Below are 22737 nucleotides of genomic sequence, written 5' to 3' on the forward strand. Positions count from 1 at the left end.
ACACGTACCGCCTCGAGGAAGGTCTGTTGATGACCCGTGCCATCCGCTCGTTCGCCGACGCACCGCTGGCCGCAGGGCTGCACGCCGCGTTGACCGCGAACGGCATCGTCACCCCGTTCCCGATCCAGGCTGCCACGCTGCCCGACTCGCTGGCCGGTCGGGACGTGCTCGGCCGGGGCCGTACCGGCTCCGGCAAGACACTCGCTTTCGGGCTGCCCCTGCTGTCCCGTACCGCCGGGCGGCGGGCCCGGCCCGGCCGGCCCCTCGCGCTGGTCCTGGTACCCACCCGTGAACTGGCGCAGCAGGTGACCACCGCCCTCGCCCCGTACGCCCGTACGCTCCGGCTGCGCTGTGCCACCGTGGTCGGCGGACTCTCGCTGAACCGGCAGGCCGACGCCCTGCGGGCCGGCGCCGAGGTGGTCATCGCCACGCCCGGTCGGCTCGCAGACCTGGTCAACCGGGGCGACTGCCGACTCGACGAGGTCGCCGTCACGGTGCTCGACGAGGCCGACCAGATGGCCGACATGGGCTTCCTCCCGCAGGTCACCGACCTGCTGCGACAGGTCGCACCGGACGGGCAGCGGATGCTCTTCTCGGCCACCCTCGACCGTGGCGTCGACCGGCTGGTCCGCCGGTTCCTCACCGACCCGGTGTCGCACTCCGTCGACCCGACGACCGCCACGGTCACCGCGATGACCCACCACGTCCTCCAGGTCGAGGCCGTCGACAAGACGACGGCGACAGCACAGATCGCGGCCCGGGACGGCCGGGTCATCATGTTCGTCGGGACCAAGCACCGCGCCGACCGGCTGGCCCGGCAGTTGCTGACCCGGGGCGTACGCGCGGCGGCGCTGCACGGCGGCAAGTCCCAGCCGCAGCGGACCCGTACCCTGGAGCAGTTCAAGTCCGGTCAGGTGACCGCGCTGGTGGCGACCGACGTGGCGGCCCGGGGCATCCACGTCGACGGACTCGACCTGGTGGTGAACGTCGACCCGCCGACCGACTCGAAGGACTACCTGCACCGGGGCGGCCGTACCGCCCGAGCCGGCGAGTCCGGCCGGGTGGTCACCCTGGTTCTCCCGGACCAGCGCCGGGAGGTGGCGCGGCTGCTCAGCGACGCCGGGATCAGGCCCGAGACGGTGGCGGTGCGGCCGGGCGACGAGGCGTTGGTACGGGTCACCGGGGCGCGGGTGCCGTCCGGGGTTCCGGTGCCGTCCTCGGCTCCGACCGGTTCGGGTTCGGCGCGTTCTGCTGCCGCGCGCTCGGGGTCGGCTCGTTCTGCTCCGGCTCGTTCTGCTTCGGCTGGGACGGGTTCGGCTGCTGGTGCTGCCTCGGCGCGATCGGGGTCGGCCGGTGTTGCGTCGGCGCGTTCGGGTGCGGCTGGTGCTGGCTCGGCCGGGGCGGGTTCGGTACCGAAGCCTCGGTCGGGGGGTCGGGCCGACGGGCGGGGGTCGCGGTCGCGTCGGCTTCGCCGGGCCGCCTGAGCGGGTACGCCGCGACCCTTGGTCGTGACTCTGCGTGAGTCCGCGACCCCGTCGGACTGACCGCCGAAACCGTGCTCCGGCGGGTGCTCCGGGAAGCGCTCCGATCGGTCAGGACAATTATGCCCGCGAATCCACCTGATCGCGTCCGATGGGCGACTGTGAAGTACCCGTTGACGGGCCATCCTGTCCTGGGGAACCAGCGACCACGGGGGTGAGTCGCGATGGGGGAGGTTGCGATGACCGTGCGTGTCGGTCAGGGCTCGACGCGGGAGATCCTGGTGGTGCTGGCGGTCGCGGTCAGCGGTCTGCTCCTCGCCACACTGGTCGCCTTCACTCCGTGGTACGGGTCTGCGGCGGGAGCGCCCGAGGTCGAGGTGGTGGAGATGCATTCTCCCGCCGGGACGACCGGTGGGGGGATCGGGCTGACGGTCGCGGGGGACGGCTGAGCTGCTTCGACCCCGTGCGGTTCGTGGGCCGGGGCGTGTGCGTCGGGGTGGGTTGACCTTGACTGCGGCGTGCGTCGGGGGTGGGGTTGGGGGCCGGATCACCCGCTCTGGGCGGTCAGGCTTGATCCCGACGCGGGCGATCCGGCCCCCAACCCCTGACCTGGTCGGGGTGCGTGGCCCGGCTGCCGGGTCGGCTCTGCGGGCCGGCGGTGGTGTTCACTAGGGATATGCCGGTTGACGTCCCGGGCGTGCCCGAGGGTGCCGAAGCGCGGCCCGGTGCCGCCTGGGGGGCGGGCGCGGTCACCCGGATCGGGCTGCCTGCGTCGGGGCCGGAGTTGCCGGCGCCGCCGGGCGGCGGCGGTCGGGACCGTCGGCTGTGGTGGTTCGCCGGTGCGGCCGGAGCGGTACTGGTGATCGGCCTGGTGGTGGTGCTCGGGCTGACCGTGTCCGCAGGTGTCGACCCGATCTGGAGCCGGCCGGAGGCGCCGACGGACGTCCGGCCGCCGCTGGCCCGCAAGTGCCCGCCGCCGGGCTCGCCGGGTGCGGCGACGCCGGGGGTACCCGGCCCGAGCGGTCCGGAGCCGACGAATCCGGTGGTACCGCCGGCCGGGCCGGGGCAGCCGCTGGACGGGGAGCGGACCGTCGATCCGGACGCGGGCATTTCGTACGCCACCTACGGCACCCCGTGGCAGCCGTGGCGGACGGTGTGGAGTGCCGGCACGCTGGAGGTGCCGTACAAGGTCGGGCAGCACTTCGTCACCGAACGGGAGTACGACGGCTTCAGCGACTACCACGCGTCGATCCTGTCGGCGGCGGTTCCGGCGGCCGAGAACGACGCCCTCACGTTCGACCTGGAGTGTGTCGGCCGGCAGGTGAGCACGGACGTGCGGGGGGAGTACTACCCGCAGCCGAACCGCTCGGCGTCGATCCGGGACGGGCGGACCACGCTGGGCGGCCGTCCGGCCTGGGTGTCGGTGTTCCGGCTGCACTTCACCCGGCCGGGGTTGCGGGCCACCGACGAACTGGTCGGGGTCGCCTGCATCGACGTCGGCCGGTCGACGGCGGCGGTGCTCTTTATCTCGGTACCCGGCACCCACCCGGAGTTCGACTGGGTGGTGGAGCACGCCCTCGCCTCCGTCCGCCCGGTCTGAGGTGTGGACGGGTACGGGAGGCCGGCCACCGGTGGTGACGGGACGCGCTAGGGTCGGTTCGTGGCGGCGGGAAGATCGAGAATTCCAGCGACGAAGCATTCGGTCGAGCGGTTCACCCTCGACAACGGCTTACGGGTGGTGTTGGCGCCGGACCGGAGCGCCCCGGTGGTCGGCGTGGCGGTCGTCTACGACGTGGGCATCCGGTCGGAACCGGAGGGGCGGACGGGTTTCGCCCACCTCTTCGAGCACCTGATGTTCCAGGGGTCGGAGAACCTGGAGAAGCTGGCGCACTTCCGGCACGTACAGGGCGCCGGGGGCACGTTCAACGGGTCCACGCACCTGGACTACACGGACTACTGGGAGACGTTGCCGAGCAACGCGCTGGAGCGGGCCCTCTTCCTGGAGGCGGACCGGATGCGCGGGCCCCGGCTGACCGAGGAGAACCTCCGCAACCAGGTCGACGTGGTCAAGGAGGAGATCCGGGTCAACGTGCTGAACCGGCCGTACGGCGGGTTCCCGTGGCTGCGGCTGCCGCCGGTCATGTTCGACACCTTCGCCAACGCGCACGACGGGTACGGCTCCTTCGACGACCTGGAGAGCGCGAGCATCGCCGACGCGACGGACTTCTTCGACCGGTACTACGCGTGCGGGAACGCGGTGCTGGCGGTCGGTGGGGACCTGGACGTGGCCGAGGCGACCGCGCTGGTCGAGCGGCACTTCGGGGACGTACCGGCCCGACCCGCGCCGGAGCGGCCCAGCTTCGCCGAGCCGGACCTGACCGGGGAGCGGCGAGAGTCGTACACCGACAAGCTGGCGCCGCTGCCGGCGGTGGCGGCGGCCTGGCGGGTACCGGACCCGATCGGCGACTTCGCCGGCTACCTGCCGTACGTGGTGCTGGCCGAGGTGCTCACCGACGGGGACGCGTCCCGGCTGGTGGAGCGGCTGGTGCTGCGGGACCGTTCGGTGACCAGCGTGGGTGGCTACCTCGGGCTGATGGGCGACCCGTTCGACGTACGCGATCCGACCGCGATGGTGTTGCAGGCCCACCTGCCGCCGGGCGGCGGGGTGGACAAGGTGTTGCAGACCATCGACGAGGAACTGGACCGGCTGGCCACCGACGGGTTGGCCGCCGACGAGTTGGCCCGGACCCAGGCGCGGATGGCCACCCATCTGCTGCGGGAGACGGATGCGGTGCTCGGCCGGACGTTGCAGATGGCGGTGCTGGAACAGCAGCGGGGTGATCCGGGCCTGTTGGGCGAGTTGCCCCGGCTGGTCGGCGAGGTCACCGAGGAGCAGGTGCGGGCGGCGGCGGCCACCCTGCGACCGCAGCGCCGGGCCGCCGTCGAGGTCGTTCCCGGTGGAGGTGCCAGGTGACCGTCCGTACGCTGCCCCCGCTCGGACCCAACCGCAAGCTCAAGCTGCCCCGTGAGGTCGAGCGCACCCTGCCGAACGGGTTGACGGTGATCGTGCTGCGTCGGCCGGCGGTGCCGCTGGTCGAGCTGCGGCTCTGGGTGCCGTTCGGGCGGGCCCACCTGGCCCGGGGACTGATGATGTCCCAGACGCTGCTCTCCGGTACCGAGACGATGAGTTCGGTGCAGCTCGCCGCCGAGTTGCAGAAGGTGGGCGGCGGGCTGTCCTGCGGGGCCGACTCGGACCGGCTGATGATCTCCGGTACGGGCCTGTCGACGGGGCTGGACCGGATCCTGGAGCTGCTGGCCGAGGTGTTGACCGGGGCCAGTTATCCGAACGACGAGGTCGCCACCGAGCGGGCCCGGCTGATCGACGGGATCCGGATGGCCCAGAGCCAGCCGACCCACCTGGTCCGCAAGGCGCTGCTGAAGCGGATGTACGGCAAGCACCCGTACGCGGTGCAGACCCCCGAGCCGGAGCAGGTCGAGGCGGTACGACCGGCGGCGCTGCGCAGCCTGCACGCCGCCCGGGTACGCCCGGCCGGGGCGATCCTGCTGCTGGTCGGCGACGTGCAGGAGGCGAAGGCGCTGGACGCCGTGGAGCGGGCGCTCGGCGACTGGACCGGGGACGGGGCGCCCGGTGAGCTGCCGTCGACCCCGCCGCTGGAGCCGGGGCCGCTGCTGCTGGTGGACCGGCCCGACTCGGTGCAGTCCTCGGTCCGGCTGGCGCTGCCGGCGGTGCCGCGTACCCATCCGGACCATGCCGCGCTGCAACTGGCCAACCTGGTCTTCGGTGGTTACTTCTCGTCCCGTTGGGTGGAGAACATCCGGGAGGACAAGGGCTACACGTACGGGCCGCACTCCGTCATCGAGCACTCGGTCGCCGGGTCTTCGCTGGTCGTCGCCGCCGAGGTGGCGACCGAGGTGACCGGGCCGGCCCTGCTGGAGACGATCTACGAGCTGGGTCGGCTGGCCACCCTACCGCCGAAGGAGGACGAGCTGGAGCAGGCCCGCCAGTACGCCCTCGGCACGCTCCAGCTCGGCATCTCCACCCAGGCCGGGCTGGCGGCGGTGGCCAGCGCGTACGCCGGTTCCGGGCTGCGCCTGGAGTTCCTGGCCGAGCACGCGGCCCGGTTGGCGAAGGCGACCCGGGACGACGTGGCGGCAGCGGCGGCCAGCTATCTGGCCCCGTCCCGGGCGGTCACCGTCGTGCTGGGCGACGCCGGTCAGGTCGAGGCGCCGCTCGGTGTGCTGGGACCGGTCCGGACCGAGGCCGCCGGATCGTGACGGAGGCCCGACCGCCGCTGGACCGGTCGGCCGGCCATCCGCCGCTGGCCCGGTCCACGCTCGACCGGGCGGCGCACCGCCGTGCCGACCAGCGGTGGTTGGCCGACGCCTGGCAGCGGTCCCGGGTGCTGGTGGTGGACGTGGCGAACGGCGGCCGGACCCTGGTCGGGGCCGTCGGCGACAAGCCGGAGCTGATCCTGCTCGGTCCGGACGCGGCCCGGGACAGCGAGCCGGCCGCCCGGCTCTTCCTCGGCGTCGAGCCGGACGGCGTGGCGGTCTTCGCGGTCGACGCGCCACTGCCGGAGATCGCCGGTACCCGGCCGGCGAACCTGCGCGAGGTCGGGCACCTGCTCGGTGACCGGGACGCCGGACTGTTCACCACCGCCGTCGCGCTGGCGAACTGGCACGCCCGGCACCTGTACTCGTCGCTGACCGGTCTGTCCACCGTGGTCGGGGACGCCGGCTGGTCCCGGCGGGACGAGGCCGGCAACCAGCTCTGGCCGCGTACCGATCCGGCGATGATCGTGCTGGTGCACGACGACGTCGCCGGCCCGGACGGGCGGTGCCTGCTGGGCAACAACGCGGCCTGGCGCGGCGAACGAGGCGTGCGCCGGTACTCCTGCCTCGCCGGCTACGTCGAGCCGGGCGAGTCGGCCGAGGACGCGGTGGTCCGGGAGGTCACCGAGGAGGTCGGCCTGGTCCCGCACCACATCGGGTACGTCGCCAGCCAGTCGTGGCCGTTCCCCGGCTCGCTGATGTTGGGCTTCTTCGCCCGCGCCGACCCGGCCCGGCCGGTCAAGCTGGACCCGGCGGAGATCGCGTACGCGGGCTGGTTCAGCCGGCGGCAGATCGCCTCGGTGCTGGCCGGGGCGGCGGTGGAGGTCGAGGACGGGGTACGGCTGGCGTTGCCGCCGCCGTCGTCGATCGCGCTGTTCCTGATCCGCCGGTGGCTGGACGGCGCCGCGTAGGCCGGCTCGGCTGTCAGGCACCGGCCGGCTCGGCCGTCAGGCACCAGCCGGCTCGGCTGTCGGGCACGGGCCGGGCGGCTGTCGGGCGCATCGGCTTGGGCGGCTGGCCTGCCGGATGTTCCGCGACGACACGGGCATGGCCGGGGGCGGCACAAATCTTGGCCCGCGACCGTCGTTGCCGCGACGATCACGGGCCAAGATCATAGGCCGTCGTTTGCCGGGTCTGGCATGGTGCGTGGCGGGGGACGCCACCCCGGCCACCGACGGTCGTCTAACCGAACCTCGACTGTGGGCCGAGGTTCCGGGGGTGCGGGTTGCCGACGGTCGGCGGGCCGAACTCGGCGGGGGCCGGCGCGTGCGGGCTGAGCGGCAGGGCCGGCTCGTGGAGTTCGGGTGACCGGGCCTGGTCGCCGGGCCGGTCCCGCTGCGGATCGTTGCGGAGCCGACGGTCGGGCTCGCCCACCGGCAGCACCTTGACCCGCTGTCGTCCGGATCGGACGGCGCCCACGCTGGACAGCGCCCGGGCGAGCAGTAGTGCGGCGTCCCGGTCGTCGGCCCGGACGGTCTGGCGGCGCTGCTCCGGTGAGGTCTGCTCGTCGCGGAGGCGCTCCCCGTGCGCCCAGGCGGCGGCCAACTCGTCATCGGCGGCAGCACGGATGTCCGTGCGAACGATTAGAAACCGCATGGGTGTCTCCGAAGGCCGGTGACGGACGATGATCCTGTGATTACCTAACGAAGTCATCACGTGGAACTTCCACGTCCCCCTTGGGGATTATGTTCACCCATCCCGGCCCGGCGGGCAAGTGAAACGCGCCGATTGGAGTAGTTGCTCGTCCGATCAGGTGACGCAGGGTCAGCACGCTCCAGCCCGAGCCGAGGATCGGCGTACGACGAAGCCGCCGGCTCCCGGGACGGGAACCGGCGGCTGTGGACGCCTGGTCGGGTACGGTGGCGGACGCCTGCGGGCTGGTGGTCGGCCTCGTCGGCCCCGGTCTACTGTTCGGTCAGTCGGCCGGAACGGCGACTGCGCTGGGACGGCGGCATCCCCGGATCACGGCTGGCCGGCTTGCGGGGCGGGCCCGACGAGCGCTGTCCCGCCATGTCGGTCAGCCAGACGACCGTCTCCTCCGGACTGTAGGCGGCGTCCCGGAGCCAGTCGAAGACCATCGAGTAGGTGTTGATCTCCTTCTGATCCGTCACCATCAGGTTGGTGGCCAGCCCCTCGATCGCCAGGGTCTCCGGATCCTGCGGCTCGGCGAACCGGTAGAGCGAGAACCCGGTGTGCGGCAGGTACCAGTCCGCGATGGTCTGGTCGGCCGGCAGCACCTGGATGGTCACGTTGGGCAGCGCGGCGAGCTTGCGCAACTGGACGAGCTGGGCGCGGAGCGCCTCGCGCGGGCCGGCCCGACCACCGAGCGCCGCCTCCTCGATCACCGCCGAGTAGTGGGGCGGTTCGACCTCTCGGGTCAGCAGCGACTGCCGGGCGATCCGGGCGGCAATCTCGTTCTCGGGGTCGGTGTCGTCCTGGTCGGGATCGTCGACGAGCTGCCGCGAGGAGAGGATGCGCAGCTTGACGTACGCCCTGGTCTGCAACAGGCCGGGGACGATCACCGGGCTGTACTCGCGGATCTCGGCGCAGCCGGCCTCCAGTTCGGCGAAGACGCGCTGCCGCGGCGTCATCGTCGCGTACGAGCGCAGCCAGGCCCGCATGTCGCCGGCCTCGTTGGTGATCGCGGTCAGCTCTTCGCGCAGCGGTCCGGTGACCTTGTAGAGGTCCAGCAGGTCGAGGACGTCCCGCAGGTCGGGCCGGCTGCGGCCGTTCTCCAGTCGGGAGAGTTTGGACGCGGAGGCCCAGCCCACCGCCTCGATGACCTGGTCGCCGGTGAGCTTGGCGGACTCCCGCAGTTTGCGCAGTTCCGTGCCGAGCCTGCGGCGCCGCAGGATCGGGCTGGGTTGAGCAGGAGGCACTGGATCCTCGCTCTCGATCGAGTCGAGCCCGTAACCGGGCAGGTGCGGACCGTCCCAGTTCCGCTCCCGGCGGTCCAGTATGCCGCTCCTTCTTCACGGCGTGCCGTCGAATGGTAACGGCGTGTCTAAATGGAGGGGGCCTTCCGGAGGTGTTCCGGCCGTCGCCGTCGGATAGCCGATCGAGCTCCGACCCCGACCGACGACCGCGACACCATCGATTGCGACAACTTTCCCCCGCAGGTTCCCCCGCACCACGACCGCGCCGTACGCCACCCCCGACCGCCCCCCAACCAGTACGGCGAACAGCCGCCGCGGGCGACCCGGCGCCCGCGATCCCTCCCGTCGGCGGTGATCACGGTGAGTTCCGGGTGCCCAGGTCCCCGCCCGGCTCGCCGCCACCCTCGAAAGGGACCCCTCGCATGCGAACCATCCTGCGTCGCCCCGACTTCCGGCTGCTCTTCGCCGGTCTGCTGTTCAGCATGACGGCAGAGTCGATCATGTTGTTGGCGCTGGCCGTCTGGGTGAAGGACCTGACCGACTCGGACGGCATGGCCGGCGCCACCATCTTCGCGATGGTCGCGCCGATGGCCCTCGCCCCGATCATCGGCTGGGTGGTGGACCGGTTCCCCCGCCGCCCGTTCTTCATCGTCGCCAACCTGGCCACGGCGGTGGTACTCACCCCGCTGTTCCTGGTCCGGGACCGGACCGACGTCTGGGTGATCTACGTGGTGGGTGCCCTGTACGGGCTCTCCTACGTCGCGCTCACCGCGACGCTCAACGGGCTGATCAAGGAGATCGTGCCGGAGGACCTGATGGCCCAGGCGAACGGCGTGCTACAGACCGTCAAGCAGGGGCTCCGGCTGATCGGCCCGCTGGCCGGCGCGGCCCTCTACACCGGGGCCGGCGGCTGGACCCTGCCGACCGTCGGCATGATCGGCTTCAGCGCCGCCGCCTGCGCGGTCTCCGCGCTGCGGATCGCCGAGCGGGTGCCCGGAGCGGCCCGGCCGCGCTGGGCGACCGAGGTCGGGGCGGGACTGCGGCACATGGTCGGCGAGCCCGCCCTGCGCCGGGCAGTCGTCGGCGCCGCGCTGGCCGTACTGGTGATGGGGTTCAGCGAGTCGCTGATCTTCGCGTACGTCGACCAGGGGCTGGGCCGGGAACCCGGCTTCGTCGGAGTACTGGTCACCGTGCAGGGCATCGGCGGGGTGCTCGGCGGCCTCTCCTCACCGGTCGTGGTACGCCGGTTCGGCGAACTGGCCGCCCTGGCCGTCGGGGTGGCGCTCTTCGCGCCCGGGGCGCTGCTGCTGGCGTACCCGACGATCGGGTTGGCCTTCGTCGCCCTGGTGCTGCTCGGCTTCGGCCTGCCGATCGCGTTCGTCGGGCTGAACACGCTGCTCCAGCGGCGTACCCCGGCGCCGTTGCTCGGCCGGGTCACCGCCGCCTCCGAGGCGCTGATCAGCGGGCCGCAGGCGGTCTCCATCGGCACCGGGGCGCTGCTGGTCGGCGTCGTCGACTACCGGCTGCTCTTCGTGGTGATCGCGGTGGTGATGACGGTGGCGGCCGGGTACCTCTGGGCGGGCCGGGCCCTCTCCGCGCCGCCCGCCCCCGTCCCCACGACACCGGTACCCGTCCCGACGACACCCGTACCCGACGCGCCGTCGGCCGTGCCGACGCCCGACGTGATCCTGCCGGAGCTGGTCCCGCCAGCTGACCTGGTGTTGCCGGCCGCGGACGGTGCCTCGGACGAGTCGCGGGCCGCCGCCGAGGCGTCGCGGGCCTCCGGATCCCGTCGCCGGTAGCGGCACCGGAACCGGCCGGGGTGGGCCCGCACCGGGCCCACCCCGCACAGGTCAGTGCTCCGCGAGCGCGGCCAGGTGCTTCTTGACGTCGACGATGGAGGGGTTGGTCAGCGCCGAGCCGTCGTCGAACTTCACCGTCGGCACGGTCTGGTTGCCGCCGTTGACGCTCATCACGAACTCGGCGGCGGCCGGGTCCTGCTCGATGTCGACGACCGTGTAGCCGATGCCCTCCCGGTCCAACTGTGACTTGAGCCGGTGGCAGTAGCCGCACCAGGACGTGGAATACATCGTCAACATCGTCGAGACCTCCGCGGTGCTCAGTCGTTCCCCAGCCAGGGCCCGACCGGCTCTCCCCGGTCGGACGTCGGATCGGACGGGTTGTCGATCACACAGGCTAAAGGTGCAACGTCGGAAGAGGCTGCCATGATTCCTAGCTGTGGCGGTTGACTCAGGCGCGGAACGGATCCTGGCCGGACTCGACCCGGAGCAGCGCACCGCGGTGACCGCTCCGGCGGGGCCGGTCTGCATCCTGGCCGGCGCGGGCACCGGCAAGACCCGGGCGATCACGCACCGGATCGCGTACCGGGTGACGGCCGGCGAGATCGCCGCCCGGCACGTACTCGCGGTCACCTTCACCGCCCGGGCCGCCGCCGAGCTGCGGGCCCGGCTCGGCGCGCTCGGCGTACCGGGGGTGCAGGCCCGGACGTTCCACGGCGCCGCGCTGCGTCAGGTCCGGTACTTCTCGTCCCGGCTGCTCGCCGGCCGGGAGATGCCGGAACTGCTGGACAGCAAGGTCCGGCTGGTCACCCTGGCCGCCGCCCGGGTCGGGCTGCGCACCGACCGGGCCGCCGCCCGGGACCTGGCCGGCGAGATCGAGTGGGCCAAGTCGTCCCTGGTCGAGCCGGGGGAGTACGTCGTCGCGGCGGCCAAGGCGCTGCGCGAGACACCGCACGACCCGGCGAAGGTGGCCGAGGTCTTCGCCGGCTACGAGAAGGTGAAACGCGCCAACGGTGTGATCGACTTCGAGGACATGCTCCGGGCGGCGGTCTGGGGGATCGAGGAGCACCCGGACGTCGGCGAGCAGATCCGGGCACAATACCGGCACCTCGTCGTCGACGAGTACCAGGACGTGAACCCGCTCCAGCAGCGGTTGCTGGACGCTTGGCTGGGCGGCCGGGACGACCTGACCGTGGTCGGCGACGCCAGCCAGACGATCTACTCGTTCACCGGGGCCACCTCGGCGTACCTGATCGACTTTCCCCGGCTGCGCCGGGACGCGGTGGTGGTCCGGCTGGTCCGGGACTACCGCTCCACGCCACAGGTGGTCGGGCTGGCCAACGCCGTGATCCGGCAGGCCCGGGGTGCCGAGGCGCGACTGCGGCTGGAACTGCACGGACAGCGTCCGCCGGGTGCCGAGCCGGACCTGCGGATCTTCGCCGACGAACCGGCTGAGGCCGCCGCCGTGGCGGTGCGCTGCCGTGACCTGATCGCCGCCGGTACGCCGGCCCGGGAGATCGCCGTACTGTTCCGGACGAACGCGCAGTCCGAGGCGTACGAGAAGGCGCTGGCCGAGGCGGAGGTGCCGTACCAGGTCCAGGGCGCCGAGCGCTTCTTCGAGCGGCCCGAGATCCGGCAGGCGCTGGTGGCGCTGCGCGCGGCGACCCGGTCGACTCCGGGAGACATGCCACTGGTCCCGGCCGTGGTCGAGGCGCTGGCCGCAGTCGGCTGGGCACCTGACGCGGCCCCGCCCGGCGGCGCGGCCCGGGAAAGCTGGGAGGCGCTCGCCGCCTTGGTCCAGCTCGCCGAGGAGTACGCGGCGACCCCGGTGCTGCTGCCGATCGGCGAGGCTGCCTCGGTCGAGCGGCCGGTGTCGCTTACCGACTTCTGTGCCGAGTTGGGCCGACGGGCCGCCGCGCAGCACGTACCGACGGTCGAGGGCGTGACGCTGGCCTCGCTGCACTCGGCGAAGGGGCTGGAGTGGGACGCGGTGTTCCTGGTCGGGCTCTCCGACGGCACGCTGCCGACCAGCTACGCGAAGACTCCCGAGCAGGTGGAGGAGGAACGGCGGCTGCTCTACGTCGGGGTGACCCGGGCCCGGGAGTGGCTCTGGCTGTCGTACGCCTCGGCGCGCTCGCCCGGTGGCCGGGCCCGCCGGCCATGCCGCTTCCTGCCCCAGTTCGACCGTTCGAGCGGTGGGCGCACCGTCGAGGCGCCGGGCGGCAGTCGGAAACCCGACCGTCGGCGTACCCAGATCGTCTCCTGCCGGGTCTGCGGGGCGACCCTGCTGGCCGGCGCGGACCGCAAACTCGGCCGCTGCGCCACCTGCCCGTCCGACCTCGACGAGGAGTTGCTGGACCGGCTGCGTGACTGGCGGGCCCGGGTGGCCGGTGCGCAGAAGGTCCCCGCGTACGTGGTCTTCACCGACGCGACCCTGGTCGCGCTGGCCGAACGCCGCCCCGCCCGTCCGACGGAACTGCTGGCCATCGCCGGCATCGGCCCCCGCAAGGTCGCCCTGTACGGCGACGCCGTGCTCGCCCTGATCGAGGGTCTCGGCGTCGACGACGTTCTGCTCACGGCGGAGCCGACCGAGTCGTAGCCGGGCAGGTCGCGGGCCCGCCGAGCAGTGTCGGAAGAAAGTTCCGCAATCTCGCCGTAATTCGTTTGCCTCCCCGCCCGGAGGAGGCATAGCCTCATGGCACACCTCGCGAGCGGCGGCTTTCAGGCTGTTCAAGAGGGGTGAGAGTCCGATGTTGGCGACGAGTGAGAGTCAGGAGGTGGCCCCGATGGGGACGACCTATGTCACCCAGCGACCGTGGGCGCTACCTGCTGCCCTCGCTCCGGTGTCAGAGGTCGGCTGCATGCTGATCACTGATTCCCCACGGCGTTCGCAGGTGCACCAGGTTCTGACCCAGGCCGAGCTGGTTCAGGCCCACGCGTCCGCGGAACTCCGGGGGACCAATGGATTCACGGGCAATGGCATCCCTGTCGGCGTCAAGCGGATGGATGTCAGCGGGGTTCCACCTCGAGGGAGACCGGTCTAACACAGACCAGCCGGCTCACCTCGAGGCCGCGGACCCCGTACACCGGGATCCGCGGCCTTAGTCATTTCCGCACTGCCGCACGTAAGTCGGAACAGCGATCTACGAGATCGAAACGAGAGAGAGGTGACCGGGCGATGAGTCTGGCGTTGGCCCCCCTCGACGCGAACGTCGAGCTGGAGGCGAACCTGCCCTGCCGGAAGTTCGACCCCGACCTGTGGTTCGCCGACTCGCCTGCCGAGCTGGAGCTGGCCAAGTCGCTCTGCGGGGACTGCCCGCTGCGCGTCGAGTGCCTCGCCGGTGCGGTGGAGCGGGAGGAGCCGTGGGGCGTCTGGGGCGGCGAGATCTTCGAGCGTGGCGCGGTGGTTCCGCGCAAGCGGCCCCGTGGCCGTCCGCGCAAGGAGGACGTCGCCCGGGACGCGGCGCTGCGGGTCGAGGCCCAGGCGCGGCTGGCGGCCAGTGGTCTGGCCGAGTCGCGCAGCGCGGTCCGGTTGGCGGCCTGACATGAACCCGATCCGTACGAACGCCGGTCTGGTATCGGCGCCGAACACCGCGATGGCCGCGGTGTGGAAGACCCTCAATGCCATGCCCATCCGAGACGGAGCCACCAAGATGCATCTCATCCACGAAGCGTTGTCACGGGCTCGAATGCGCCTGCCTCAGGCCGGTCGCAGCACCACGAGCACTGAGGCAACCCGATCCGCCCGCACGATCGCGGTGGAGGCCCGTCGTCGGGCCGCCCGCGAACTGGGCAGCATGTGAACCCTTCGGCTGACGCCGTCGGGACGTAACCGAATCTGATCCGGAACAGCCGGGCCGGTCGCGGTGGGGGAGGAACCCCGCCCCGACCGGCCCGGCGTCGTCTCTGGCTGGTCGACCCGGTCAGGCCACCGGGGCGAAACCGGGCAACCAGCGCTCCACGATGCCCCGGTACGGCGCCTTCGCCTCAAGCTGGCAGAGCACACCGATCGAGCCCAGCGTCACCCGGTGGATCAGCAGGTACGACGGCGGCAGGTTGAGCTGCCGGGACAACTGGTACGCCGGGGAGCGCGGGTTGGCGAGCCGGCCCGCCTCGACCCGCAGCCAGGCCCGGGTGAACCGGAACTCCTCCACCGAGAGCGGTTGCAGGATCGGCATCAGGAAGTCGAGTACCGCCTGCGCGTCGATCGGCGAGTCGGCCCGGATGAAGCCCTCCTCGCGCAGCCCGGCGACCACGGCGTCGGCGTCGCCGGCCAGGGCCAGCCGGACCAGTCGACCGATCGGCTCCGGGTGCCCACCAGGAAGTCGGGCCACCGCACCGAAGTCGATGACGCCCAGCCGCCCGTCCGGCAGCAGCCGGAAGTTGCCGGGGTGCGGGTCGGCGTGCAGCAGCCCGGCGCGCATCGGCGCGGAGAAGTGCAGGGTGGCCATCAGCCGGCCGGCCTGGTCGCGCTCGCTCTCCGAGCCGGAGTCGATGATCGCCGACAGCGGGGTGCCCTCGACCCAGTCGGTGACCAGCACCCGGGGCGCCGCCGCGACCACACCGGGTACGAAGATCTCCGGGTCGTCGGCGTACGCGGCGGCGAAGATCCGCTGCGACTCCGCCTCCAGTTCGTAGTCCAGCTCCTCGCTGATCCGTTCGCGCAACTCGCTGAGCAGCGGTTTGATGTCCAGGCCGGGCTGGATCGCCCGGAACATGGTGCCGAGCCGGGAGAGCTGCTTCAGGTCGGAGAGCAGCGCCGGTCCGGCGCCCGGGTACTGCACCTTGACCGCCACCGGGCGGCCGGCCGGAGTCGCCGTACCGGCCTTGGCCACCGCCTTCGTGCCGCGCCGCCGGCCGGACGGGGTGGTCTCGGGCTCGACCTTCCAGATCGCCCGGTGCACCTGTCCGATACTGGCGGCGGCGGCCGGCTTGTCGTCGAACTCCACGAACAGCGACCGCCAGTCCGGCCCGAGCTGCTCGGCGAGCACCTTGTGCACGCTGGCCGCCGGCAGTGGCGGAGCGGCCTCCTGAAGCTTGGTCAACGCCTGCCGGTACGGCGCGGCGATCTCCTCGGGCAGCGCCGCCTCGAACACCGACAGCGCCTGCCCGAACTTCATCGCACCGCCCTTGAGCTGGCCCAGCACGCTGAAGAGCTGCTCGGCGGTGCGCTGCTGGATCTCGTTCGAGATCACCTCGGAGGCGAGGCCGGTCACCCGCTTGCCGACGCCGAGGACGGTCCGGCCAGCGAAGCCGAGCGGCAGAGCGGCGAGCTTGGCGGTCCGGGAGACGGCCCGGCGCGGGATGTCGGTCACCAGATCATTGTTACCGACTCGACGAGATCCGGTCCGCCGTCAGCGGGTGGCTCAGGCCACGTCCCCGGCCCGGCTGACCCGGCCACCCCCGAATCGGCGCGGCGGAAACGACCCGACCGTGCCGCCCCGTACCCCATCGGGCGCCGAATCCACCGGACACCGTTCGCCCTGCCGAGGCCGGTTACCGCACTTTCCGGCCGCACCTGACCGGTTTCTGGGCTGCGGGTGCCCGACTCGGAGCCTGTCGAGCTGCCCCGCATGTGCTCCCGGGCCCGGATGCTGGAAACCTCGGCCCCGGGACCCGCCGGGGAGCCAGATGCGCGCCGGCCGCACGCCACCATCGCCTGGCCAGGACGCGAGTGCCTGGCCGCATGACACGAGAGACGTGACCTGGACACCAGAGGCGTTACCGAGGGGTCGTAACGCCTCTGGTGTCCAGGTCACCGATCCGGGCGCGGGCTGGGCCGGGTGGGGACGGGGCACGTCCGGGAGCGGACGGGATTGCGCCCGGCGGCCGGCGGGTTTCCGCCCGGCGCGGTCGCAAGGCCAGCCGTGACCGGGCTGGCTATGCAGCGGCGGGGGACCAGCTGTGGCCGGGCTGGCTATGCAGCGGCGGGGGACCAGCTGTGGCCGGGCTGGCTACGCGCCGGCCGGGGACCAGCCGCGGCCGGGCCGGCTACGCGCCGGCCGGGGTCAGCTGTGACCGGGCCGGCTACGCACCGGCCGGGGTCAGCCGACGGAGCCGGGGTCGGGGGAGTCGGTGGCGGCTTCCGAGGGATCCGGGGTGCGGCGGGGCGGGGTACCGCGCCGTCGTGAGGTGCAGTCGCAGGCCGGATGCGGCGGCCAGGTGCGGCGGCGCAGCCGACCGGCGCCGGTCACCTCGACGGCACCGCCGACGGTGTCCGGGGTACCGCCGTCGAGGAAGGCGAGCACCTCGCTCACGGCGTAGCCGACCGCCGCCACGAGGGTCGAGGTGAGGCAGGGTTCCTGCCCGCCTCCGGCGGCCAACTGGGCGGCCAGGCCGGGCCAGCCGGGGTCACGGTCCCGCCGGTGCAGGTCGAGACAGTTGAGGCAGGGCGAGCCGGTGGCCCGGACGAACGGGCCGACGACCGGTACGCCGTCGCGCAGGGTGAGCAGCAGATGCGCCTGCCGGTGCTGGGCGTAGCCGGCGGCGAGCAGCCCGGCGGGGCGGTCCGCGCCGACCTGCACCACCAGGTCGGCGCGACCGCGCCGGACGGGCCGGGTGTCGGTGCCGGGAGCGGACCGGGCGATCGCGTCCACGACGGCGGCGGCGCTCTGCCGGCGTACGTCGGTGGCCAGCAGGTTGCCGCCGATGGTGTCCGGCGGTCCGACCCGGCCCCGCAGGTCGGGGTGCACCTGTCCGACGCCGGCCTGGGCCAGGGTCACCGCCACCGGGGCGGCGAGCCGGCCCTGACCGGTCACCACGACCCGGGCGGCGGCCCGGCGCCGGAGGAGTTGGGCGGGGGTGCCCGGTGAGTCCCGGCCGTGCAGGGCGAGCGCGGCGGCCTCGGCGGAGAGTCGCTGCCGGGCCGGCTCGGGCAGGTCGGTGGGGAGCAGGGTGTGCGCGGCCACCACCAGCCCGGCGGCCCGCAGGGTGTCGATCAGGGTACGGGCGTCGTCGCGGGCCACGTCGATGGTGGCCGCATGGTCGAGGACGGCCCGCTCGCTGCGGCTGCCGTCGAGCAGGTCGAGCAGCCGGGCGGCGGCCGGATTGGCCACTTCGAGCAGGACCGCGCGACGCGGATCGAGGCCGAGTTGCAGGGTGTGCCGGTCACGCCAGAGTCGGGCGAGGCCGGGGATCAGGGTGGGGCGGGGCAGCACGGTTCGGGTCATGGGGCAACACGCTGTCACCGCTCGGCTGCGGGTCGACGGTCGTTGTCCACAGCGTCGGGGCGCTGTGCACTGCTCTATCCACAGGATCTGGGGTGTTATCCACAACCCCTGGGTAACTTCTGTCGCCGCGCGGACATCACGCCGGGTGTCCGCAGCGCGACAGTGAAAGCGGGAAGGGGTGGCGCTCGGCCACCCCTTCCCGCAGTTCCGCGTGCCCCTCGATGATCAGACCTTGGCCTTGCCGAGGATCCGGTTGACGGTCGTACCGCAGACCGGGCACTTGCCCTTGGCCATGTTCATGCCCGTCTTGGAAACCTCGACGTTGCCCTCGAAGTCACGCTTTTCCTTGCACTTGACGCAGTACCCGTTGTAGGTCTGGGCCTTCTCGGCCACGGTGCCCTCCTCGTTTCTTCCACCGGACTCTCACGAGCCCGACGTGCGCCCGGCGGCGGGCGGCCAGTTAGGCGCCAGCGCTGGGATTTCTCCGCGGTCACCGCTGTGACCGCCGGTCCGCGGACCCTACCCAGATCTGGGCAGTTCCATGTCAGCGATCTGTCGACACTGTGAGGAAGCCGACGCCCAGAGTGTGCATGCCGGAATAGGTCGGATAAGTCAGTTTCGCAGGGACACGCCGGATGAACCGCGTCAGATCGCTGATCTGGGGGTGCCTGGCGGGCTCGACGGATGATCGTTTACCGTTGCCTGCGGCGCACCCCGCCGTACGCCGGCCGTACACCCGGTGGCTGCCGATCATGCCGGGCGCAAGCCGGATCATGGGTTCGTAGACGATCACCGCAATGAATTTTTTCCGGACGGGTCACCGCTAACTGGTATTTTTCCGGCGGCTATCTGTGGACTGACTCTTGCGGTGACCTGGTCAGTACGCATTAGTTTTCCATCGTGAACGAAACCCGGGGCTGCGCGGGCCGCTAATGGCGGGGTTGCGAAAGCCGGTCGTGGAGGTACGGCGCAGTCAGCGCCGGCGCCGGACGGTGTCCGCCTACCGGGACGGCGAGCGGGTCGTGGTGCTCATCCCCGACCAGTTCTCCCGCGCCGAGGAGAGCGAGTGGGTCGACCGGATGCTCGCCCGGCTCGCGGCCCGGGAGGAGCGGCTCGAACGCTCCGACGAGGAACTGCTGATCCGGTCCCGACGCCTGATCGACCGCTATCTGAGCGAGCACGGCAGGGTGGCCGTGCCGGCCAGCGTCCGGTGGGTGACGAACCAGAACGGCCGTTGGGGCTCCTGCACCCCGGCCGACCGGACCATCCGCATCTCGCACCGAATCCAGGAGATGCCGGAATGGGTGATCGACTACGTGCTGCTGCACGAGTTGACCCATCTCGTCGTGCCCAGTCACAACGCCCGGTTCTGGGCGCTCGTCGGGCGCTACCCGAAGACCGAACGGGCCCGGGGCTACCTGGAGGGCGTCGCGGCGACCGCCGGAATCGTCCTGCCCGACTGAGCCGTCCCGCCGGCCTGAGCCGTTCTGCCGGCCTGAGCCGTTCTGCCGGACTGAGCCGTCCTGCCGGACTGAGCCGTCCCGCCGGACTGAGCGGGTCTGCTGGATTCGGCGGGGGCCGTCGGACTGGGCGGGATCGGCCGGGCTGACGGGAGTCTGCCGCCGGACCGGGCGGGGGCTGCTGGACTGACCGGGGCGGCCTCGCCGCGCGTACCCGGGCGGTCGGTAAGGTCGGCGGGTGACCCGCCGTGTGATCGTGGTGATGCTCGGGCCCGTCGGCTGGGCGCCGCCGGGGACGGACCCGGCCCGCTGGCGGTCCGCACTGGCCGAGGACGTCGTCGACCTGGTCGCCACGCTAGCCGAGGTGGAACCGGCGATCGCCGCGACGGCGGCCGACCGCCCGCTGGCCGAGGCGGTCGCCTGGCCGGGTATGCCGGTGTACGACCTGCCGGCCCGCCGGGTCGGCGCCGCGCTGGACGCCGCGACCAGGGACGGGTACGACCAGGCGGCGGTGCTGGTCGCCGACGCGCCCGACGTACCCGGGCTGATCCTCGGCAAGCTGCTCCGCCCGCTGACCAGCCGGCCCGTCGCGGTCGCCGCCGCGACCAACCCCGGACCCGGGCTGCTCGGGCTGGCCACCCGGCTACCCGCGCCGGACTGGCTGCCGGAACTGGACCTGGACACCGCCGACGTCGACCTGGTACGCGCCGCCGCGCCGCGCCCGGCCGAGGTGGCGGTCGCCCCGGGCTGGCGTCGGCTGCGCGGGCCGGCCGACCTCGCGACCCTCGACCCGGCCGTCGAGGGCTGGGACACCACCCGGGTACTGCTCGGCGGCTGACCGGTCGCCACGGGCCGCGCCCTGTCCTTGCCGGATCCTGCACGGCCTCCAGCCTGGCCGTACCCGGGCCGCTCCCCGGTTCCGGCCGGAGCCTGGACGTTCCTCAGCCTGGTCGGAGCCCGCCGCTCTCCGGATCGCCGAAGCGTGGACGTGCTTCAGCCCCGTCGGAGCCTGGGCGCTGTCCAGCCCGGCCGGAGGCTGTCGGGCGTGATCCTGGTCCGGGGCCGGGCCGCCGCTCGCGGCCCGGTGCGGCCGGTCACTCCGGGTCGCGCCGCTCGGTGCCCGGCTCGGGTCCGTCGGATCCGGAGTCGTCGGATCCGGGCTCCCCGGGGGCGGGCCCGCCGAAGTCGAAGTCGTCCAGGTCGCCGAGGTCGAGCTGGGACCGGGCGAAGGCGTCCGGATCGGCGAAGTCCTCCTCGGCGGGGAGCAGGTCCGGGTGTCCCCACAGCGCGTCCCGGCCGGCGATGCCCCGGTGCTCGGTGAGCGCCGCCCAGAGCGCGGCGGCCTCGCGCAGCCGGCGGGGCCGCAGCTCCAGCCCGACCAGCGCCGCGAAGGTCTGCTCGGCCGGACCCCCGGCGGCCCGACGGCGTCGGAACGCCTCGCCGAGCCGGTTCACGTTCGGCAGCCGTTCGGCGGCGGCGCTGTCCACCACGTGGCACACCCAACCCTCGACCAGGGCCAGCGTGGTCTCCAGCCGGGCCAGCGACGCCTTCTGCGCCGGAGTGTCCTCCGGCGTGAAGATGCCCTCCACGGCCAGCGCCTGCATCGACTCCGGGTTCATCGGGTCGAACCGGCCCAACGCCTCCTCGATCGCCTCCCGGTTCACCGTGATGCCGGTGGCGTACATCTCCACGGTGGTCAGGACGTGACCGCGCAGCCACGGTACGTGCTGGAAGAGTCGCTGGTGGGCGGCCTCGCGCAGGGCGACGTAGAGGCGTACCTCGTCCTCGGGCAGTTCGAGGCCCTCGCCGTACGCCCGGATGTTGGCCGGCAGCAGCGCGGCCGTGCCGGCCGGACCGAGCGGCAGGCCGATGTCGCCGGCCGAGAGCACCTCGGCGGCAAGCGAGCCGAGCGCCTGGCCGAGCTGGCCGCCGAAGAGGGCGCCGCCCAGCGTGGTCAGCATGGACTGCATCGGGCCGAGCTGTGACCGGGCCTCCGGCGGCACCAGGTCGCCCATCGCGGCCACCATCCGGCCGGCCACCGGGTCGCAGAGCTTCTTCCAGACGTCAAGCGTCCGGTAGATCCACTCGTTCCGGTTCCACGCCACCGAGCTGCGGATCCCGGAGGGGTGTGCCGAGGTCGGGTCGAGCCACAGGTCGGCCAGCCGGAGCGCCTCCTCGACGGCGTTGCGCTCGTACGGCGTCACGGCCGGGTCGCCGGCCGAGGAGAGCTGGCTCGCCGCGACCTGGCGGGCCAGGTCCCAGTTGACCGGGCCGCTGCCCGGCGCGGCGAGCAACTGCTGCAGCTGAGCCATGAACTGCTGCATCTGCTGCGGGTCGTTGGGGTCGGGCGGCTGGCCACCCGGCAGGGCGAAGCCGAACGGAATATCAGGCACCCGTCCACGGTACGCGCGCCGGGGGGTCCGTTGCCCGCCCAGGTGTCACGCCGAGGGCGAACCTCCGGGCTCGGCGGCCGGCCCGGAGGGGGCGGCTCGGTACGCTTCCGGACATGAGACGTCGCGGTGTCACGGTTTTGCTCGGCGCGGTGATCACCGCCCTGCTCAGCATCGGTGTGCTCGCCGCACCCATTCCGTACGTCGTGCTCGGTCCCGGGCCGACCGTGGACACCCTCGGCCGGCAGGACGACAAAGAGGTGATCCAGATTTCCGGCCAGGAGACCTCGACGTCGGCCGGGCAACTGCGGCTGACCACGGTCGGGGTGCAGCCCGACGTGAAGCTGCTCTCCGCGATCGCCGGCTGGTTCTCCTCGGACGAGGCCGTGGTGCCGTACGAGCTGATCTATCCGCCGGGGCAGACCCAGCAGCAGGTGGAGGAGCGCAACGCGGAGGATTTCGCCGCCTCGCAGACCAGCGCCGAGACGGCCGCGCTGCGTGAACTCGGCTATCCGGTGGAGGTCGTGGTCAAGAACGTGACCGCGGGCGGCCCGTCGGAGGGAACTCTCAAGGTCGGCGACGTGATCACCTCGGTCGACGACAAGCCGGTGCCGGTCGCGAACACCCTTACCGACCTGATCCGCGCTCGTCCGGCCGGCACCTCGTTGAAGATCGGCTACACCCGGGATCGCACGCCGGCCACCGCGACCATCGTCAGCGCCGCCACCGACAACAACCCGCCTCGGATCGGTGTGGAGATCGAGCAGCGACAGCCGCACCCGTTCGAGTTGAAGATCGACCTCGGCGACATCGGTGGACCGAGTGCCGGGCTGATGTTCGCGCTCGGCATCATCGACAAGGTCCGGAGTGAGGACCTGACCGGCGGGAAGATCATCGCCGGTACCGGCACCATCAACGACCTGGGCGAGGTCGGTCCGATCGGCGGCATCCCGCAGAAACTCGTCGGGGCGAAGAACGCGGGCGCGAAGTATTTCCTGGTACCGGCCGGCAACTGCGAGGAGGCCGTCCGCAACGCCCAGCCGGGGCTGCCGATGGCCCGGGTCGGCACCCTCGACGAGGCGCTGGCCGCGCTGGACACCATCCGGGCCGGAGGCCAGCCGACGAAGTGCTGAACCGCTGCGCAGAGTTGGCGCCGGGTCACTCTCCGGCGTCGACCTGACTGGTTCCGTGGCCATTTTCGTGGCCGAT

The 22737-nt window shown here is 72.5% G+C and carries 19 protein-coding genes and 2 pseudogenes; 13 read left to right on the forward strand and 8 right to left on the reverse strand.

Annotation, left to right across the window (positions count from 1 at the left end):
• The first annotated feature begins 29 nt into the window (after nucleotides 1-29).
• The 6 genes from Pen02_RS03935 (at nucleotide 30) to nudC (ending at nucleotide 6745) form a co-directional block, all read left to right on the forward strand.
• Nucleotides 30-1484 carry a DEAD/DEAH box helicase gene (locus tag Pen02_RS03935; protein WP_239140028.1) on the forward strand — a complete coding sequence of 485 codons (1455 nt, stop codon included), beginning with the start codon at nucleotides 30-32 and terminating at the stop codon, nucleotides 1482-1484.
• A gap of 236 nt (nucleotides 1485-1720) precedes the next feature.
• Nucleotides 1721-1930 (forward strand): hypothetical protein, encoded by a 210-nt coding sequence (locus Pen02_RS03940; RefSeq protein WP_203864517.1) that lies wholly within the window; start codon nucleotides 1721-1723, stop codon nucleotides 1928-1930.
• A gap of 227 nt (nucleotides 1931-2157) precedes the next feature.
• The gene (locus Pen02_RS03945) at nucleotides 2158-3081 is read left to right on the forward strand and encodes a hypothetical protein (protein ID WP_203864518.1); all 924 of its coding nucleotides are present in this window, start codon (nucleotides 2158-2160) and stop codon (nucleotides 3079-3081) included.
• Between the two features lie 60 nt (nucleotides 3082-3141).
• Nucleotides 3142-4455 carry a M16 family metallopeptidase gene (locus Pen02_RS03950; protein ID WP_203864519.1) on the forward strand — a complete coding sequence of 438 codons (1314 nt, stop codon included), beginning with the start codon at nucleotides 3142-3144 and terminating at the stop codon, nucleotides 4453-4455.
• Nucleotides 4452-5777: a M16 family metallopeptidase gene (locus Pen02_RS03955; RefSeq protein ID WP_203864520.1), complete on the forward strand. Its 1326-nt coding sequence runs from the start codon at nucleotides 4452-4454 to the stop codon at nucleotides 5775-5777. Before Pen02_RS03950 ends, Pen02_RS03955 begins: the two co-directional genes overlap by 4 nt.
• Nucleotides 5774-6745, forward strand: coding sequence for an NAD(+) diphosphatase (gene nudC, locus Pen02_RS03960; protein WP_239140029.1), 972 nt, complete (start codon nucleotides 5774-5776; stop codon nucleotides 6743-6745). The genes Pen02_RS03955 and nudC overlap by 4 nt, the downstream gene beginning before the upstream one ends.
• A gap of 451 nt (nucleotides 6746-7196) precedes the next feature.
• Here the strand turns inward: nudC and Pen02_RS03965 are convergent.
• Both Pen02_RS03965 and Pen02_RS03970 read right to left on the reverse strand, forming a co-directional pair.
• A pseudogene (locus tag Pen02_RS03965) lies at nucleotides 7197-7430 on the reverse strand (hypothetical protein); the annotation flags it as partial.
• A 308-nt stretch (nucleotides 7431-7738) separates the two neighbouring features.
• Complete coding sequence (locus Pen02_RS03970; protein WP_203864521.1) at nucleotides 7739-8713, reverse strand: helix-turn-helix domain-containing protein; 975 nt, start codon at nucleotides 8711-8713, stop codon at nucleotides 7739-7741.
• A 110-nt stretch (nucleotides 8714-8823) separates the two neighbouring features.
• Here Pen02_RS03970 and Pen02_RS03975 point away from each other — a divergent pair.
• Nucleotides 8824-10338: pseudogene (locus Pen02_RS03975) on the forward strand (MFS transporter); the annotation flags it as partial.
• Nucleotides 10339-10563: 225 nt separating this feature from the next.
• Here Pen02_RS03975 and Pen02_RS03980 read toward each other — a convergent pair.
• A complete protein-coding gene (locus Pen02_RS03980) occupies nucleotides 10564-10809 on the reverse strand; it encodes a mycoredoxin (RefSeq protein ID WP_203864523.1) in 246 nt (81 codons plus the stop codon).
• A 139-nt stretch (nucleotides 10810-10948) separates the two neighbouring features.
• Here Pen02_RS03980 and Pen02_RS03985 point away from each other — a divergent pair, with 139 nt between their 5' ends.
• From Pen02_RS03985 to Pen02_RS03995, 3 genes are all read left to right on the forward strand, one after another.
• Nucleotides 10949-13108 (forward strand): ATP-dependent DNA helicase UvrD2, encoded by a 2160-nt coding sequence (locus Pen02_RS03985; RefSeq protein WP_203864524.1) that lies wholly within the window; start codon nucleotides 10949-10951, stop codon nucleotides 13106-13108.
• Between the two features lie 579 nt (nucleotides 13109-13687).
• Nucleotides 13688-14053: a WhiB family transcriptional regulator gene (locus Pen02_RS03990; protein WP_101369728.1), complete on the forward strand. Its 366-nt coding sequence runs from the start codon at nucleotides 13688-13690 to the stop codon at nucleotides 14051-14053.
• Nucleotide 14054: 1 nt separating this feature from the next.
• Complete coding sequence (locus Pen02_RS03995) at nucleotides 14055-14312, forward strand: hypothetical protein (RefSeq protein WP_239140031.1); 258 nt, start codon at nucleotides 14055-14057, stop codon at nucleotides 14310-14312.
• A 120-nt stretch (nucleotides 14313-14432) separates the two neighbouring features.
• Here the strand turns inward: Pen02_RS03995 and Pen02_RS04000 are convergent, their stop codons facing one another.
• The 4 genes from Pen02_RS04000 to Pen02_RS04015 all read right to left on the reverse strand — a co-directional run bounded on the left by Pen02_RS04000 (nucleotide 14433) and on the right by Pen02_RS04015 (nucleotide 18471).
• Complete coding sequence (locus tag Pen02_RS04000; RefSeq protein ID WP_203864525.1) at nucleotides 14433-15824, reverse strand: ABC1 kinase family protein; 1392 nt, start codon at nucleotides 15822-15824, stop codon at nucleotides 14433-14435.
• Nucleotides 15825-16553: 729 nt separating this feature from the next.
• A complete protein-coding gene (locus Pen02_RS04005) occupies nucleotides 16554-17678 on the reverse strand; it encodes a hypothetical protein (protein ID WP_239140032.1) in 1125 nt (374 codons plus the stop codon).
• Between the two features lie 225 nt (nucleotides 17679-17903).
• Nucleotides 17904-18071, reverse strand: coding sequence for a DUF5679 domain-containing protein (locus Pen02_RS04010; protein ID WP_165436864.1), 168 nt, complete (start codon nucleotides 18069-18071; stop codon nucleotides 17904-17906).
• Between the two features lie 151 nt (nucleotides 18072-18222).
• Entirely contained in the window at nucleotides 18223-18471 is a 249-nt protein-coding gene (locus tag Pen02_RS04015) for a hypothetical protein (RefSeq protein WP_203864526.1), read from the reverse strand.
• 139 nt (nucleotides 18472-18610) lie between these two features.
• Between Pen02_RS04015 and Pen02_RS04020 the strand changes: the two genes are divergently transcribed.
• Nucleotides 18611-19141, forward strand: coding sequence for a M48 metallopeptidase family protein (locus Pen02_RS04020; RefSeq protein ID WP_203864527.1), 531 nt, complete (start codon nucleotides 18611-18613; stop codon nucleotides 19139-19141).
• A 259-nt stretch (nucleotides 19142-19400) separates the two neighbouring features.
• A complete protein-coding gene (locus Pen02_RS04025; RefSeq protein WP_443678472.1) occupies nucleotides 19401-19976 on the forward strand; it encodes a hypothetical protein in 576 nt (191 codons plus the stop codon).
• Nucleotides 19977-20232: 256 nt separating this feature from the next.
• On the opposite strand, the gene Pen02_RS04030 is transcribed toward Pen02_RS04025, so the two are convergent.
• Complete coding sequence (locus tag Pen02_RS04030) at nucleotides 20233-21462, reverse strand: zinc-dependent metalloprotease (RefSeq protein WP_203864738.1); 1230 nt, start codon at nucleotides 21460-21462, stop codon at nucleotides 20233-20235.
• Nucleotides 21463-21644: 182 nt separating this feature from the next.
• Between Pen02_RS04030 and Pen02_RS04035 the strand changes: the two genes are divergently transcribed.
• On the forward strand, nucleotides 21645-22661 hold the full coding sequence (locus tag Pen02_RS04035; RefSeq protein WP_203864529.1) for a YlbL family protein: 1017 nt from the start codon (nucleotides 21645-21647) through the stop codon (nucleotides 22659-22661).
• Nucleotides 22662-22737 lie beyond the last annotated feature (76 nt).

It is taken from the genome of Plantactinospora endophytica, assembly GCF_016862915.1.
Taxonomy (GTDB): Bacteria; Actinomycetota; Actinomycetes; order Mycobacteriales; family Micromonosporaceae; genus Plantactinospora; species Plantactinospora endophytica.

What these genes read in the sequence shown, in the direction of transcription:
- Pen02_RS03935 (WP_239140028.1), top strand. Translation starts at nt 30, where the DNA reads ATGACCCGTGCCATCCGCTCGTTCGCCGACGCACCGCTGGCCGCAGGG.
- Pen02_RS03940 (WP_203864517.1), top strand. Translation starts at nt 1,721, where the DNA reads ATGACCGTGCGTGTCGGTCAGGGCTCGACGCGGGAGATCCTGGTGGTG.
- Pen02_RS03945 (WP_203864518.1), top strand. Translation starts at nt 2,158, where the DNA reads ATGCCGGTTGACGTCCCGGGCGTGCCCGAGGGTGCCGAAGCGCGGCCC.
- Pen02_RS03980 (WP_203864523.1), bottom strand. Translation starts at nt 10,809, where the DNA reads ATGTTGACGATGTATTCCACGTCCTGGTGCGGCTACTGCCACCGGCTC.
- Pen02_RS03990 (WP_101369728.1), top strand. Translation starts at nt 13,688, where the DNA reads ATGAGTCTGGCGTTGGCCCCCCTCGACGCGAACGTCGAGCTGGAGGCG.
- Pen02_RS03995 (WP_239140031.1), top strand. Translation starts at nt 14,055, where the DNA reads ATGAACCCGATCCGTACGAACGCCGGTCTGGTATCGGCGCCGAACACC.
- Pen02_RS04005 (WP_239140032.1), bottom strand. Translation starts at nt 17,678, where the DNA reads ATGACCCGAACCGTGCTGCCCCGCCCCACCCTGATCCCCGGCCTCGCC.
- Pen02_RS04020 (WP_203864527.1), top strand. Translation starts at nt 18,611, where the DNA reads ATGGCGGGGTTGCGAAAGCCGGTCGTGGAGGTACGGCGCAGTCAGCGC.
- Pen02_RS04025 (WP_443678472.1), top strand. Translation starts at nt 19,401, where the DNA reads ATGCTCGGGCCCGTCGGCTGGGCGCCGCCGGGGACGGACCCGGCCCGC.
- Pen02_RS04030 (WP_203864738.1), bottom strand. Translation starts at nt 21,462, where the DNA reads ATGCAGCAGTTCATGGCTCAGCTGCAGCAGTTGCTCGCCGCGCCGGGC.
- Pen02_RS04035 (WP_203864529.1), top strand. Translation starts at nt 21,645, where the DNA reads ATGAGACGTCGCGGTGTCACGGTTTTGCTCGGCGCGGTGATCACCGCC.